Annotated in this window: 11 protein-coding genes; 7 read left to right on the top strand and 4 right to left on the bottom strand. The window is 73.0% G+C overall.

What is annotated here, in order from left to right; translation table 11 throughout:
• Window positions 1-214 precede the first annotated feature (214 nt).
• Window positions 215-1,756, bottom strand: a complete 1,542-nt coding sequence (locus tag ABD54_RS21005; protein ID WP_047871239.1) for a sodium:solute symporter — start codon at window positions 1,754-1,756, stop codon at window positions 215-217.
• Window positions 1,757-1,760: 4 nt separating this feature from the next.
• Entirely contained in the window at window positions 1,761-2,981 is a 1,221-nt protein-coding gene (locus ABD54_RS21000) for an anhydro-N-acetylmuramic acid kinase (protein WP_047871238.1), read from the bottom strand.
• 382 nt (window positions 2,982-3,363) lie between these two features.
• On the opposite strand from ABD54_RS21000, the gene ABD54_RS20995 reads away from it, so the two are divergent.
• The 3 genes from ABD54_RS20995 (at window position 3,364) to mug (ending at window position 5,433) form a co-directional block, all read left to right on the top strand.
• Window positions 3,364-3,567 carry a hypothetical protein gene (locus tag ABD54_RS20995; protein ID WP_235432136.1) on the top strand — a complete coding sequence of 68 codons (204 nt, stop codon included), beginning with the start codon at window positions 3,364-3,366 and terminating at the stop codon, window positions 3,565-3,567.
• A 147-nt stretch (window positions 3,568-3,714) separates the two neighbouring features.
• Window positions 3,715-4,665, top strand: coding sequence for an MSMEG_6728 family protein (locus ABD54_RS20990; RefSeq protein ID WP_047871236.1), 951 nt, complete (start codon window positions 3,715-3,717; stop codon window positions 4,663-4,665).
• 225 nt (window positions 4,666-4,890) lie between these two features.
• Complete coding sequence (gene mug / locus ABD54_RS20985; protein ID WP_047871240.1) at window positions 4,891-5,433, top strand: G/U mismatch-specific DNA glycosylase; 543 nt, start codon at window positions 4,891-4,893, stop codon at window positions 5,431-5,433.
• A 70-nt stretch (window positions 5,434-5,503) separates the two neighbouring features.
• Here mug and ABD54_RS20980 read toward each other — a convergent pair whose 3' ends face one another.
• Window positions 5,504-6,040, bottom strand: a complete 537-nt coding sequence (locus ABD54_RS20980) for a hypothetical protein (RefSeq protein WP_047871235.1) — start codon at window positions 6,038-6,040, stop codon at window positions 5,504-5,506.
• A gap of 166 nt (window positions 6,041-6,206) precedes the next feature.
• Here ABD54_RS20980 and ABD54_RS20975 point away from each other — a divergent pair, with 166 nt between their 5' ends.
• From ABD54_RS20975 to ABD54_RS20965, 3 genes are read left to right on the top strand one after another with little or no spacing between them, the layout of a single operon-like run.
• Window positions 6,207-7,226: a CPBP family intramembrane glutamic endopeptidase gene (locus ABD54_RS20975; RefSeq protein WP_047871234.1), complete on the top strand. Its 1,020-nt coding sequence runs from the start codon at window positions 6,207-6,209 to the stop codon at window positions 7,224-7,226.
• 16 nt (window positions 7,227-7,242) lie between these two features.
• Window positions 7,243-8,412, top strand: a complete 1,170-nt coding sequence (locus ABD54_RS20970; protein WP_047871233.1) for a sensor histidine kinase — start codon at window positions 7,243-7,245, stop codon at window positions 8,410-8,412.
• Window positions 8,409-9,014 (top strand): response regulator transcription factor, encoded by a 606-nt coding sequence (locus ABD54_RS20965; RefSeq protein ID WP_047871232.1) that lies wholly within the window; start codon window positions 8,409-8,411, stop codon window positions 9,012-9,014. Before ABD54_RS20970 ends, ABD54_RS20965 begins: the two co-directional genes overlap by 4 nt.
• Before the next feature lie 137 nt (window positions 9,015-9,151).
• Here ABD54_RS20965 and ABD54_RS20960 read toward each other — a convergent pair whose 3' ends face one another.
• Complete coding sequence (locus tag ABD54_RS20960; protein WP_047871231.1) at window positions 9,152-10,327, bottom strand: UDP-N-acetylglucosamine--N-acetylmuramyl-(pentapeptide) pyrophosphoryl-undecaprenol N-acetylglucosamine transferase; 1,176 nt, start codon at window positions 10,325-10,327, stop codon at window positions 9,152-9,154.
• 704 nt (window positions 10,328-11,031) lie between these two features.
• Between ABD54_RS20960 and ABD54_RS20955 the strand changes: the two genes are divergently transcribed.
• Window positions 11,032-14,178, top strand: coding sequence for a BTAD domain-containing putative transcriptional regulator (locus ABD54_RS20955; RefSeq protein ID WP_047871230.1), 3,147 nt, complete (start codon window positions 11,032-11,034; stop codon window positions 14,176-14,178).
• Window positions 14,179-14,946 lie beyond the last annotated feature (768 nt).

Raw genomic sequence — 14,946 nt, 5'->3', positions numbered from 1 at the left:
GGTGGCCGTCCAGCTCAACGGGCGCCCACGCAAAACGCTCGGCTGGGATACCCCAGCCGAGCGCCTCGCTAAGCTGCTTCAAGCAAGCAACTGACCTTCAGTGTTGCAACGATCCCTAGAATTCGCCGGTTCCCGGACCGGCCCTTCCTGTGTGCGCGGAGGCGGGTGTGCCGTCCAGCGGTGCGGCGGGACCTCGGCGCGGGCCGGGGCGGGGTCAGGAGCGCCCTCCCTCGTCCGCCAGGGCGGACCCGCCCTGCGCGCCGTTCGCGGCGCCGGAGGAATGCCCAGGCGCCGTCTCGGGGCGGGGCGCCGCGCCGCGGTGGCGCAGCGAAAGCAGGTAGCCCAGTCCCAGCACGATGGTCGTGCCGATGGCGGTGTACCAGGTGAAGCCGACCAGGCCGGGCTGGAAGAGGAACAGCCAGACCATGGCGGACACCGCGACCGCGAAGGAGATCACCGCGTCGAGCTGGCGGGCCCCGCGCACCCACAGCCCCAGGAAGAACGCGCCCAGCAGGCCGCCGTAGGTCAGGCTGGCCACGGACAGGCCCAGCTCCACGACCGGGTTGTCGGTGCCGGTGAACATCGCCGCCGCCCCGATGAAGACCAGCCCCCAGCCGAGGGTGAACAGCCTGCCCAGCCGCAGGCCCTGGGCGTCGGTGAGCGTGCGCCTGCTGAACCGCTGGTACAGGTCGGCCATGGTGGAGGAGGACAGCGCCGACAGCGAGGACGACAGGGTGCTCATCGCCGCGGCCAGTATCCCCGCCAGCAGCAGGCCCGACAGGCCGGCCGGCAGACCCTCCACGATGAAAGTCGGGAAGAGCTCGTCGGAGTTGGCCAGGCCCATCCCCTCCACCGAGGCGCCCTCGTAGTAGGCGTACAGCGCCAGGCCCACGGTCAGGAACAGCGCGAACTGGAAGAACACCACGACCGCGCTGCCGATCACCGCTTTCTGGGCTTCGCGCAGGCTGCGGCAGCCCAGCAGCCGCTGCACGATGATCTGGTCGGCGCCGTGGGAGGCGGTGGAGAGCAAGGCCCCGCCCAGGACCGCGGTGACCGTCGCGTAGGGGGCCGAGACCGGGTTCGAGGTGAGGTCGAGGAACTGGGTCTTGCCCGCGTCGGCGGCCACCGCCAGGAAGTTCACGTCGAGGCCGCCCCCGATGACCGCCAGCGCCGCGACGCCGCCGACCGCGTACACCGCCATCTGCAGGACGTCCACCCAGACCACGGCCCGGATGCCGCCGACGAAGGTGTACAGGATCGTCACCACGCCCAGCAGCGCGATGATCGCGAAGTAGGACAGGTCGATCCCGTAGGAGTCCAGGATGATCTTGACGGGGATGGCCGCGGCGAACAGCCGCACCCCGTCCGCGAGCAGCCGGGTGAACAGGAACGCGACGGAGGCCGTGCCCTGCATGCCGCGGCCGAAGCGGATGCCGAGGTAGGCGTAGGCCGTGGTCATCTCGCCCCGGTAGTAGCGGGGCAGCAGGACGAAGGCCACGACCACCCGTCCGATCAGGTAGCCGACCGCCACCTGGAGGAACGTGACGTTGCCCAGGTAGGCCACGCCGGGGATACTGATCACGGTCAGGGCGCTGGTCTCGGTGGCCACCACCGACAGGCACACCGCCCACCAGGGCAGCTTCCGGTCGCCGATGAAGTAGTCCTTGATATCGCGCTGTCGGCCGGAGAGCCTGAGTCCGAGCCAGGCCGATCCCAGCAGGTACACCGCGATGACCACGAGGTCGATTGTCTGCACTGCGCTACTCCGGGTGGTGGTGGGGGGCGGGGGTCCGCCGGTCCCGTGCCCCGACGCGCAGGCGCGCGGGGACGGCGGGCGCGGGTTCGGGGAGCCGGAGCGGTGAGGCGCCAGGTGTGAGGCGTCCGGCCACCGGCGCTCGGCGGGCTCCGGTACAGGAGGGCACGGAGCCGGGGAGCCCGTGCCAGGTGAGGAAGCCGATCAGCGCGAACAGGTAGGCCTCCTTGGCGTCGCTGTCCAGCCCCAGGGCGTCGAACGTGGAGAGCCGCGCCGGGCGGAGCCGGGCGGCGAGGCGTTCCATGAGGACCGGGTTGCGGGTGCCGCCGCCCGAGGCCAGCACCTCGGCCACGCCGTGGGGGCGCAGCGCGTCGGCGACGGTGGCGGCGGTGAGTTCGACCAGGGTGGCCATCAGGTCCGCGTCGTCGGGCGTGCCGGTGGCGCGCAGCGCCGCGTCCAGGTAGCCGGGGCCGAACAGCTCCAGCCCGGTGGTCCTGGGCGGGGGCAGGCGGTAGTAGGGCTCGGCGAGCAGGTACTCCAGCAGGGCGGGGTCGGGGCGGCCGGAGCGGGCCACGGCCCCGTCGGCGTCGAAGTCGGCGCGCCCGCCGCTCACCCGGTGCGCGGCGGCGTCGAGCAGGGCGTTGCCCGGGCCGGTGTCGAAGGCCAGCGGCGCCTCCCCTCCACGCAGGACGGTGACGTTGGCGATGCCGCCGAGGTTGAGGGCCGCGGTGGGTTCGGGGCGCGCCCCGAGCAGGAGGGCGTCGAGCAGGCTGGCCAGCGGCGCGCCCTGTCCGCCCGCGGCCACGTCGGCCGTGCGCAGGTCCGAGACCACGGGCAGGCCGGTGGCCTCGGCGATCCAGGCGGGCTGGCCCAGTTGGAGGGTGCCGTGGACCGTGGCGCCGTCGGCCCGTTGATCGGCCCAGTGGAACAGGGTCTGGCCGTGCGAGGCCACCAGGTCGGCCCGTCCGCCGGAGAGTTCGCCGACCGCGCGCAGCGCCGCGTCCGCGAACGCCCGGCCGATGCGGGTGTCGAGCCGGCAGACGGCCTCCATGGTCGTGCGGGCCGGGGGGAGCGCGGCGCGGATCTCCTCCCGCAGGTCGCCCGGGTAGGGCTCGGTGCGGTGCCCCAGCGGGGTCAGGAGGACGAGGTCCCCGTCCAGGGCGAAGCGGGCGGCGGCGACGTCGATGCCGTCGGCCGAGGTTCCCGAGGACAGGCCGACGACGATCACGCGGCGCCCGCCCGGGGTCGGCGGTGCCGGGCGGACGAGTCGGGTCGAACCGCAGACGCGGGGGGCGTGGGCCCCACCGCGGACGCGGGCGGCCCGAAGGCGGGTCCGGATACGGGAACCCGGAGTCCGAACGCGGGCGGAGGCGGGTCCCCCGGTCGGGCTCCGTGGACCTGACCTGCGGGAAACCCGTGGACACCACCCATGCGACCAACCCTTCCGGCCTCGAACGCGTACCAGCGGTATACCGCGCGTCGCGGTGCGTCAACCGTTCCCCGGGGGCGAACGGCGGTGACTCCCGGTGGAGGAGAGTCCTCACCGAACTCCTGCCCGCGACCCTTCACCTTTCGTGTTCCTACGTCCCACCAACCTTCAGGGCTCCCGCATGCCCAACGCGCCCTCCGGCACCGCCGCTCCGGCGGCCCGGGCCCTCATCGTCGAGGACGAGGCCGACATCCTCGGACTGCTCACCGCCTCCCTGGAACTGAGCGGCTTCGCCACGCGCGGCGCGCCCGACGCGGGGGCCGCCGCCCCGGCCGCCCTTGCCGCGCTGGACGGGTTTCCCCCGACATCGCCGTCCTGGACGTGACCCGGCCCGGCGCCCTCAGCCGGTCCCCGGCGGCGGTGCCGGTCGGGGACGCGCGGACCGGCGCCGGGGGTAGCACGGTCGGCGGGCGGGTAGCGGACCGCACGAGGGCCTGAACGGCGAGGACGCCGCTGGCCGGACGGGGGGACGATGCAGACCTTCCTGCCCCGCCCCGGGTTCGCCGAGTGCGCGCGGGTGCTGGACGACCGCAGGCTGGGCAAGCAGCGGGTGGAGACCATGCAGGTGCTGCGGGCCCTGGTGTGGCCCGAGTACGGGTGGAAGCGCCACCCGGCCGTGGCGATGTGGCGCGGCTTCGTGCCCGCGCTGGCCGGTTACGGGGTGGCGGTGTGCCGGGAGTGGCGCCGCCGCGGGTACGCCGACTCGGTGCTGCCCTCGCTTCCGGCCTTCACCGGGGGCCGCGTCCCCGAGGAGGAGGAGCTGTGGGAGCGCGACATGCTCCCGCCGTGGCTGGGCGACGACGCGCTGCACCTGTCGCACCGCTCGGCCCTGGTGTACAAGGACCCGGCGCACTACGCGCCGCTGTTCCCCGGCACGCCCGGCGGCCTGCCCTACGTCTGGCCCAGGCCGGCCTTCCCCCGGTGGCCGCTGCGGCGCGGCACCTCGGCGGCGGCGCCGGTGGAGGAGGCGGCGGAACTGCTGGAGGCGGTCGCGCTCTCGGACGGGCAGGCCGCCGCCCTGGGGCGGCTGGTGGAGGGCCGCAGCGCGTCGCTGCGGCTCACCGGACCCGGTGACACCGTGCCCGGACTGCTGGCCGGACTGTGCACGCCCGGCGAGACGCTGTGGCTGGTGCCCGGGCTGCCGCCGCCCCGGCCGCGGGGAGTCGGCGCAGACCCGGGCCCGTCGGAGGCGGTGGGGCGGACCAGCAGATCGACCGCGCGGCAGCCCGGGCCCGAGGACGAGGCGGCGATGCGTGAGGAGGTCGGCGAACCCGAGTTCCGGTTCCGCCGGGTTCCCCCCGGAGAGGGGGTTGAGGCTCCCGTGCCGCCCGGGGCCGGGCTGGTCGTCCTCGACGGCGCCGAACTGGCCGAACCGCGCTCGGCCCCGCTGGTGCTTCGCCTGCTGCCCGCGATGGAGGCCTAGCGCTCGCGGGAGCGGCACCCGACCCCGCGGTGCTTGGGGAACAGTGGTCGCGGGCAGATGACCGCGACAGTGACGCGGTCGCCCGCGTCACCGACAGCGCACACGGAAGGGTGGCACATGGACTCCGCGAGCGGACGGGCAGAGGGCGGGTCGAAGGGCGGTGCGGAGCGCCCGCGCGCACGCTCCGCAAGGGCCGGGCACAGGCCCGGCCCGAGCAAGGCGGAGCTGGAGGCGGCCCGGAACAGGCTCGTCCCGGACGTGATCGCCGAGGACCTGGGCGTGCTCTTCTGCGGGATCAACCCCGGCCTGACCTCGGGCGCGGTCGGGCACCACTTCGCCAAGCCGGGTACGCGCTTCTGGCCCTCCCTGCACGGGTCCGGCTTCACACCGCGCCAGCTCAGGCCGGACGAGGAGGACGAACTGCTCTCCCTGGGCCTGGGCATCACCAACGTCGTCGAGCGGGCCACGGCCCAGGCGGACGAACTGGACCGGCAGGAGTACGCGGAGGGCGGGCGCAGGCTGCGGGAGAAGGTCCTGCGGTGGCGGCCCCGGTGGCTGGCCGTCCTGGGCGTGACCGCCTACCGGGAGGCCTTCGCCGAACGCCGCGCGGCGGTGGGCCCCCAGGACGCGGAGATCGGCGGCGCCCGGGTGTGGCTGCTGCCCAACCCCAGCGGCCGCAACGCGCACTGGCAACTGGGGCCGCTCATCGGGGAGTTCGCGCGCCTGCGGCGCGCCGCCGGGCTGCCGGACCGGTCCGGCGGAGCGTGAACCGACGGTGTTCCGGCCCGCCGAAGCGCCCCGCCACGTCAGAGGGCGCGCCGACCGGCGTCCGGACCGCTCAGCGCGGGGACAGACCGCGTTCGGCCAGGGCCTCGCGCAGGATCCGCACCGCCTTGGGCCCGACCCCGTGCAGTGCGCCCAGTTCGGCCTCGGTGAGCGCGGCGACCCGCTCCAGGGTGGTCAGCCCCTCCTGCGCGAGCGCACGGGTCGCCGGTGCGCCGATGGCCCGGGGCAGGTCCCCCACCCCACCCGGGACCGCGGACGCGGCGGCCTCGGCCGCTTCGGCCAGCCGCCGGGGGGCGCGGGACAGCCAGGCGCGCCGGATAAGGGCGTTGAGGTCCTTGCCGTTCACGTCGGCCAGGGGTACGCCGAAGCCGACGGGCGTGCCCGCCCGCTCCCACCGCTCCCCCGTCGGGTGCGCGGAGGCCGCGGCCTCGGCCTCGGCGTCCGGGAGGCGGAGCAGAACCCGGCCGTCCCCGGTCACCGAGGCGAAGTCCCTGCCCCGCACCGAGAACGCGACCGCGCCGAAGCGGGTGGCCTCCTCGGCCTCCGGAAGGGCGAGCGCGGCCTCGCGCAACTGGGACAGAGTAGTCATGGGGCCGATGCTAGACGTCCCCGCCGACATACGGCCGGTGCGCGCCCGCGCCGGACCCGCCGTGTCCGGGGCATGACAGATGTCATGCCCGGCCCGTGCGGAACACAGAGGGAACCCGTGATCCGCCGCACCCCGCGGCGTTCGCTCCCAGTACTAGCGTCGAAGCATGCGCACCAACGACGACCACTCCCCGCGTGTGCCTCCTCCGCAGGCCGAGGCACCCTTCGCGCCCTCCGGTCCGGCCGCGCCGCGCGCGCGCCGCCGCGGTCCGCGGCCCCTACCGCCGGGTGTGGAGTACCACCGGGTGCTGGCGGGAGACGAGCGCCGGGTCGGGCGCGGCCTCCTGGCGATCGCGCTCCTGGTGGCCGGGCTGTTCGCCTCCAGCCTCGTTCTGGCGGTGGCCGCCGCCTTCGCCGACAGCCTGATGGGCAGGACCAACCCGACCTTCGGCGGCACCGACTACACACCGCTCTTCCTCGCCGCGAACCTGGCGTCGATCGCCCTGCTCATCCCGTGGAGCATGATGGTCCAACGGTGGCTCTACGGCGTGCGCGGCCCGTCTCTGCACTCGGTGCTGTCGAGGTTCCGGTTCGACCTGCTGGGCCGGGCCATCCTGTACATCGGCCCCCTCTGGCTGCTCCTCTCGCTCGTGGGCCCCGCGGTCATGCCTTTTCGGGAGGTCCAGTGGTCCACCGCCACGCTCCTCGCGTTCTTCGTGATCAACCTCCTGTTGACGCCCCTCCAGGCGGCGGGAGAGGAGTACGGTTTCCGCGGGCTCGTGTTCCGCGTCGCCGCGAGCTGGGGGCGCGGACCGCGTACGGCGCTGTTCCTCGGCGTCCTCGTCTCCAGCCTGGTCTTCACCGCCGTCCACATCTCGAGCGATCCGTGGTTCAACCTCTGGGGACTCACGATCTCCGCCAGCCTGGCCGTCATCACCTGGCGCACCGGCGGCATCGAGATCGCGGTGGCCATCCACGCACTGCACAACACACTCGCCTCCCTGGTCCTCATGGTCCTGCACGCCGACCCGAACGCCGCGCTCGACCGTTCGGCGGGTAACGTGTCAGCGGTACTGGTGACCGTGCTCTGCGTCGGTGTCGTGGCCGTCGCGGCGGTGGTGTGGTGGCGCACGCGCGGGACGGGACCGGTCCTGACCCCCTCCGATGCGCGAGCGGAGCGGGTGTGACGGGAGAATCACGTCCATGAGCAATCCGCCGCTGGTCGGCGCGCGCAGGTTCGAGATCTACGTGCGCTGGTCCGCCTACCTGGTCGTCGCGGCTCCGGTCGGAACCCTCATCCGCAGCGTGGTGGAGGCCGACGGGATCGCCGGAGTGCCCCTGACCGCGCTGGTCGCGGCGGCCGTGCTGTGCCTGGCTCTGGCCATCGGCAACGTCCTGGTCACCAAGTGGAGCATCGACACCGTCGTCGGGCGCGCGCGGAGGTTGCCCGTCACCGCCGTCGCCGCGTGGTCGCTGGTCCTGACGGGCTTCGTCGCCATGGGTCTGGTGCTCCCCCTGCCCGCGATGGGCATGACGGCCGCGGCGGCGATCGGTTCGTCCGCCGCGAGCCTCGCACCGGCCCTCCACGCCCGCCGGGCGTTTCTGCTCCACGCGGCGGCGCTGGTACTGGCCACGGCGCTCCTGGGCCTGGCGGACCCCGTGCTCCTAGTGGTCGGGGCGGTGATGATCAGCGCCGTCATGTGGCTGTGCTGGGCCAGCGCGTGGATGCTGCGGGTTCTGCTCGAACTCCAGGCCGCGCACGAGGACCGCGCCGCGCTCGACCTGGCCAACGAACGCCTGCGGATCTCCCGGGACCTGCACGACGTGTTCGGCCGCACGCTGGCCACGATCGCGGTGAAGAGCTCCCTGGCCTCCGAGCTCGTCCAGCGCGGCCACGGTGAACGGGCCGCGACGGAGATCGCCGCGATCCGCGAACTGACCGAGGACGCGGGTACCGAGGTCCGCCGTGTGGTACGCGGCGAGCTGCGCACGACCTGGGAGGACGAGGTCTCGGGCGCCCGGTCGCTGCTCAGGTCCGCCGGCGTCCGATGCACGGTCACCGGCGACCCCGTACCCGAGCGGTGCGCGGAACCCCTGGCGTGGGTAGTGCGCGAGGGCGTCACCAACCTGCTGCGCCACGCCTCGGCCACCCGGGTCACCATCGCCACCGCGAACGAGGACGAGGAGGTGCACCTGACCATCGCCAACGACGGAGCCGGTCGCGCGCGGCCCGCCCGCGACGGCGAGGGCACCGGGCTGCGCGCGATGTCCGAGCGCCTGCACGCGCTCGGCGGACGCGTCACGGCGCGCCGTGACGGAGACTGGTTCCTGCTCGACGCCGCGCTCCCGCTTCCGAAGGACGCTCCCAGATGACACGCATCCTCGTCGCCGACGACGAACACCTCATCCGCGACGCCATCGCCGGACTGCTCGATCTGGAGGAGGACTTCGAGGTCGTCGCCCAGGCCGCCTCCGGCGACGAGGCGCTGGCCATGGCGCTCAAACTCCGCCCGGACGTGGCCCTGCTCGACCTGCAGCTACCCGGTCCCGACGGCATCGAGATCGCCCGCAGGCTCGCCGCGGAGCTGCCCGGATGCCGGTGCGTCATCGTCACCTCGCACGGCCGCCCCGGCTACCTGAAGTCGGCGCTCGCGGCGGGTGTGAACGGCTTCCTGCCCAAGACCGTGTCCTCGCGCACCTTCGCCGAGGTCGTGCGCAAGGTCGCGGCCGGAGGCCGCTACGTCGATCCCGAACTCGCGGCCGAGGCGATCAGCGCGGGCGACTCGCCGCTGAGCCCGCGCGAGGCCGACGTGCTGGCGCTGGCCCGCGACGGCGCACCGGTGGAGGAGATCGCCCGGCGCGTCTCGCTCTCCCGGGGGACGGTGCGCAACTACCTCGCCGCCGCCGCCGCCAAGCTCGACGCCGCCAACCGGCACGAGGCCGCGCACATCGCCGCCGAACACGGCTGGATCTGAACGGGGCCCGCACCGTTCGCCGAGGCCCTGCCGGGAGCGCGGGAACGGCCCGGGGCCGGAACCGCCGCGAGCCGTGTCCGGGCCCCGGCGGGAGCGGAGCCCGGCACCCGCGGTCCCGGCGGCGCCCTCGGTGCCCGCTACCCCCGGGCCGCGGCCAGCAGGACGTCCACCAGCCGGTCCGCGGCGTCGGGACGCCCGTGCTCGCGGGCCCGCTCAGCGATCCCCGCTCGCCGCCGAGGGTCGGCCAGCAGCGGCTCCACCGCCGCCTGGAGCGCCTGGGCGTCGACCCGGTCCAGCAGGGCCACCGCCGCACCCGACTCCTGGAGGTGGCGGGCGTTGTGGCGCTGCTCGTCGCCCGCCGACGAGGCCAGCGGAACGAACACCGCGGCCTTGCCCAGCGCGGTCAGCTCCGCGATCGTCCCCGCGCCGCTGCGGGAGACCACCACGTCGGCCAGCGCCAGCACGTCGGGGAGTTCGGGGCCGACGAAGTCGGTCAGGTGGTACCGCTGGGCGAGGCCGGGCTGGAGCTGGGCCGCGCCGAGCCGGGCCTCCTCAAGGTTGGCCGGGCCGCACTGGTGCACGACGTTGGCGCGCGCGAGCAGCCAGGGCAGGATGTCGCGGATCATGCCGTTGATCTGCACGGCGCCCTGCGCCCCGCCCGTGACGTAGACGGTGGGCAGCGAGGAGTCGTAGCCGGTGAACCCGAGTCCCCCGGGCGCCCGGTCGGCCTGCCCGGTCAGCACCTCCGGGCGCACCGGGTTGCCGGTGATGACCGCGTTGTCGCGCGCGGAGTCGGGCAGCAGCTCGGTCGTGGACGGGGACGACACCGCCACACGGGCCGCGACGCGGGCGAGGACCTTGTTGGCCAGGCCCAGGCGGACCGTCTGCTCGTGCACCACGAGGGGGCGGCGGCACATCTTCGCCGCCAGGCCCACGGGCACGGCCACGTAGCCGCCGGTGGCCAGGACCACGTCGGGGGCGAAGTCCGAGACCAGCGCGCGGGCCTGCGCGACGCCCCTGGGGACGTTGCCCATGTCCTTGATGTTGGCCCGGGAGGCGAGTTTGAGGGGGTTCTTCGAGCGCCGGATCTTGCCGGTGGCGACCGACTCGAAGGCGATCCCGTTGGCGGCGGCGACACGGGACTCCAGGCTGTCCGCGGTGCCCACCCACAGCACGCGCAGGGCGACCCCGGCCGCCGCCAGCCGGTCACGCAGCGCGCGCACGGCGGTGAGGGCCGGATAGGTGTGTCCGCCCGTTCCCCCTCCGGTCACGATCAGGCGCATGTCCCGTTCAGGGGGGTTGCCGCTGTTCACCAGTTCCTCCCGGAGGATGCCCCGGAGCGGGGCCGCAAGAAGCTACCGACAAAGAAAAGGGCCACACGGAGCGGCGCGGCGCTCGTCCTGTGCCCAACAGCACCGTAGCCGCCGCCGGGCCCGCCCCGGTACACCCCCCGCTCCAGCCGTAGTGGGGACGGCCACACCGGCCCCCGCGCGGGCGCACGGAGAACGGCGCCCGTGGCACGGCGGCGCGGGGAGGGCGGAGGACTTGTCAGACCGTGGAATCAGCCCTCCCGGAAACACCGGTGCGGCACGGCCGAGCCGCACGGGAGAAGCGGGACGGGCGGAGCCCGGCGGGTGGTGGGCGGTTCGGTGGACCGTGCGCCGCGGGCGGGCGCCCGGCCGCACCCCGGTTCGCGTAGCCCCCGGCACACTCGAAGCCCGGAAAAGGAGCCCCGCGTAGCGGTTCCGCAGCGCACGGCAGCCCCCCGACAGGCCGCTCACCAGCATGCCTTCCGGGGGAAGGGACGGGAACACCCACCGCCGCCCGGGCACACAGAAACCACACAGGACACCTCGGACATCATTCGATATTACCAAATAGTACTTTCACCAGAAAATGCACGTGCAAAATATCGAGCACCATTACAAAGGAGCCAAAACAAGTTTCAACAACCCCAGAAGGGCACACATATAAGCGAGAGCGATAAACGGGGGCACTTCCCGACAAGGATCCGCCGGTGAGACTCTGCGTTCTGGGTTCCATCCATCTGAGCAGCGAAGGACGCCAGGTCACCCCGACCACCGGCAAGGAACGCGCGCTCCTTGCCGCCCTGGCGCTGACCAGCCCGGCACGGCTGCCCCTCCGGGAGTTGGCCGACCGGCTCTGGAACGGCTCTCCGCCGGAGGGCTACCGCAGCACACTGCACACCTACGTCACCCGTCTGAGGGGCAAATTGGAGTCGGCGGGGCTGGACCGCACCGTCCTCACCCACACCGCCGAGGGCTACCTGCTGCGCCTCCCCGCCCAGGCGCTGGACTGGGAGCGCTTCCGGAGCCTGCGCTCACGCGCCCGCGCCCTGCACCAGGCGGGCCGGTCCGCCGAGGCCCGCACGGCTCTGGAGGAGGCGCTGGCGCTGTGGAAGGGGCCGCCCCTGGCGGGCGTGGGCGGACGCTGGGTCGAGCAGTTGCGTGTGGCCATGGAACGCTCCCACCAGGACGCACTGGCGGTGTGGGCCTCGCTGGCCATCGCCGAGGGCGAGCACGCGGAGGCGGTGGAGGTCCTGGGTTCGGCGCTGGTCTCCTACCCCGTCAACGAGTCCCTGCACGGCCACCTCCTGCACGGGCTGCACGCCCTGGGCAGGACCGCCGACGCCCTCGCGGCCTACCAGCGGCTGCGGGAGCGGCTGTCGGAGGAGCTGGGCGTGGACCCCTCCCCCGCGCTGCGGCGCAGGTTCGAACTGCTGCTGCGGTCCACCGCCGGTCCGGAGGTGGACGGTGGGCCGCAGGCACCGCCGCCCGCGGCAGGGAGGCCGCGCACGATCGTGGACAACCTGGCGCGCGACCCCCGCCGCTTCCGGGGACGCACCGCGCAGACGCGCCTGCTCTGCTCGCGGCTGCGGGAGACGGAGTCGGGGTTCGCGCACCTGTGGGTCGTCTGCGGGATGGCGGGGGTGGGCAAGAGCCAGTTGAGCCTGCACGTGGCCCACCGCGTCAAGGACCTCTACCCAGACGCGCGGCTGTCGGTGGACCTGCGCGGGCACGACGAGCGGGCCGCTCCGCTGAGCGCGGAGGAGGCGCTCACCGAACTCATGCGCCTGCTGCGCGTGCCGGTGCCGCCCACCGTGCTGAGCCTGGCCGAACGCGTCGCGCTGTGGCGCGAGCACACGCGGTCGATGCGCCTGCTGCTGCTCCTGGAGGACGCAGCCAGCGCCGAACAGGTCCTACCGCTGCTGCCCAGCGGAACCCGGTGCGCCGTAGTGATCACCAGCCGCCTCTTCCTCCCGGAGCTGGAGGGCGCCGACCACCTGCCGCTCGGGCTCCCCTCCGAAGACGAGTGCGCCGAGATTTTCGCCGCCGCCCTCGACCGGCCGTGGGGCGAGGAGGAGGCCGACACCCTCGCCGAGATCATCGAACGGTGCGACAGGCTGCCGCTAGCCGTCGGGCTGGTGGCCAACCTGGCCCAGTTCCATCCGTCGTGGTCGCCGCGCGACCTGCTGCACAGGCTGCCCTCACCCTCCCACCCGGGACTGAACGCCTTCCGGGTGGGGAGCCGGGACCTCTCACGCATCTTCGACGTGTCCGTGGACGCCATGGACCCGGGGGCCCGTGACGCCTTCCTCCTGCTCGGCCTGCACCCCACCCGCGGTATGGACGGGCGGGTGGCGGCGGCGCTGGTCGGCCCCGACGAGCACGCCTCACGACAGGCCCTCATGGACCTGGTCAGCGCCCACCTGCTGAACGAGCCCGAACCCGACCGCTTCGAGATGCACGCGCTGCTCCAGGTCCACGCCCGCCACCGCGCGCGCGACGGTCTGTCCCCGGAGCGGGCCCTGGCGGCCAGGCGGAGGATGCACGCCGCCTACCTGTCGCTGACGAGCCGGGCCGACCACGCACTGCACCCGCACCGGCCCGGACGCGACGGCCGCGAACCGTTCCCGACCGGGGAGCGGTGGCCGGAGGAAAGTGCCATGGCGTGGTTCCGGCGCGAACTGGCTACCGTGCTCACCGTGGTGGCGGAGGCCGACCGGCACGGCGCGGACCGTACTGCTCTGCGACTGGCGCGGGTGGTGTGCGACCACATGGACGCGCACGGCCCCTGGTCCGAGGCGGTCACGCTGCACACCGCCATGGTCGAGTGGGCGAGCGGTCACGGGGAGGACCGTGAGCGTGCCAGGGCCCACTTCGACCTGGCACGCGCCCTTCTGCGCGTGGGAGAGCTGGGCCGCGCCGAAGAGCACAGCCGTTCGGCCCATGAGCGGTGGTCCGAGGCCGGTGACCCGCTGGGACAGGCGTGGGCCGTGGCCCAGCGGGCGATGATCTCCTTTGTAGGCAACGACTATGCCGGAGGTCGGGCCCTGGCCGAACAGGCCTTGGAGACGTTCGAGACGCGCGGACACCGCCCCGGCACAGTGTTCTGCCTACGTGTGCGCGGGCTGTGCCTCCTCTCGGTAAGCGCGTCCCACGAGGCGATCGCCGACCTCAGCGACGCCGCCGCAGTACTGGAACGCTCGCGGGACCCGCAGTTGCTCATGGAGGTGCGGATAAACCTGGCGGGCGCCTTCCAGCAACTGGGGTACCACCGCCAGGCCTGGGCACTGTGCGAGATGGTCCTGACCACGGCTCGCCAGCGCGGTGACAGGCGCAAGGAGGCGTTCGCCCTGACGAACATGGGCGAGTTGTCCCTGCAGCGAGGACGGCCGGAGCAAGCCGTGCCATGCCTCCGGGAAGCCCTGGAAATCCTCGAGACCTTTCGTGACCCGTGGACGACGGGCACCGTCCTGACGACCCTGGGAACCGCCCAGCTCGCCACGGGACATCTGACCCAGGCCCGGTCCCACTTCCGCCGCGGCCTGGCCATGGGCACGTTTCTCAACCCTCTGGCGACCGTCGACAGCCTGTTGGGGCTGGCCCGCATCGAAGCAGCGGACGGAGACAGCGGTCGCGTGGGCACGTACCTGCGGAAGGCGGCCTCAACGGCCGAGCAACACGGTCTGCGCAAGGAACGGGCAGAAGCTCTGCGTGCCCTGGGCCAGCACCTGAGCTCGCACGGCGAAGTGCGCGAAGGACGCACGAGCCTGATCCGGTCCGAGGCGATCTTCACCGAACTCGGTTCACCCGAGGCACAGGTCGTGCGGTCACTGCTGGACACCTTACCGAAGCGGTAAAAACAGGCTTCTACCTGGCCCAAATCCCAGGGTGTAATCAGTACACTTAGCCAGGCTGACACCAGCCTGGAGTCATGTGACCGACATGTGCTCTTTGCGGTAAAAGACGGGACGCCCCAGTAGCCCCTGGGGCGTCCCTCTTTTCATCGCGCCACGACTGACCCCTGACACTGCTTCGAGCGCGACGCAGGGGCCCGACGCGAAAGATGGCGATGAAGGTAATAAGCGTACTCCTCCTGAGTTCCCTCCTTGCCGTGGCTCCGCACACCTGGGCTTACATTTGGGAGGCCCCGCTTACCCCAATGGTGGTACTTGACTGACCTTTAGGCCAACTTGAGTGGTAGGGCCTGACGCTGTTGGCGTCGGGCCCTTTTCCTTTTTCCGGACCGCGTTCCGACTGACCACACACCCACATCCTTCGAGGTAACGAGCATGCGCACGTGCAAATGCACGGCTACAATCGGGCCCCGAGCGCACGACGGTTTCGGGGAGCCGCTTGTCAGGGCAAATAAATCAGCGCCAAAGAGAAATACCCGAACTCGGCCTGCACCTTGAGCCCCTTACACACCATTTGTCACAGGTGTTTTAGGAGACCACGTGGACTCCCCCTGTCACACCTCCCCGACCACTGACCCAGGCACCCGGACCAACACCGTGCGCGGCGACATCAGCGGAACAGCCGTCCAGGTCGGCTCACTCCACGGGGACGTGAACCTGCACCTGGCGCCCGGGACCGGCCGCGCCCCCCGCCAACTCCCCGCCGCGCAC

This window comes from Nocardiopsis sp. RV163 (assembly GCF_001029525.1).
GTDB lineage: Bacteria > Actinomycetota > Actinomycetes > Streptosporangiales > Streptosporangiaceae > Nocardiopsis > Nocardiopsis dassonvillei.
The sequence above is the reverse complement of the archived record's forward strand: the minus strand, read 5'-3'. Positions and strand labels throughout refer to the sequence as shown.

Excerpts from the sequence above, each read along its gene's own strand:
- ABD54_RS20995 (WP_235432136.1), top strand. The coding sequence starts at position 3,364 with ATGCCCAACGCGCCCTCCGGCACCGCCGCTCCGGCGGCCCGGGCCCTC.
- ABD54_RS20990 (WP_047871236.1), top strand. The coding sequence starts at position 3,715 with ATGCAGACCTTCCTGCCCCGCCCCGGGTTCGCCGAGTGCGCGCGGGTG.
- ABD54_RS20980 (WP_047871235.1), bottom strand. The coding sequence starts at position 6,040 with ATGACTACTCTGTCCCAGTTGCGCGAGGCCGCGCTCGCCCTTCCGGAG.
- ABD54_RS20975 (WP_047871234.1), top strand. The coding sequence starts at position 6,207 with ATGCGCACCAACGACGACCACTCCCCGCGTGTGCCTCCTCCGCAGGCC.
- ABD54_RS20970 (WP_047871233.1), top strand. The coding sequence starts at position 7,243 with ATGAGCAATCCGCCGCTGGTCGGCGCGCGCAGGTTCGAGATCTACGTG.
- ABD54_RS20965 (WP_047871232.1), top strand. The coding sequence starts at position 8,409 with ATGACACGCATCCTCGTCGCCGACGACGAACACCTCATCCGCGACGCC.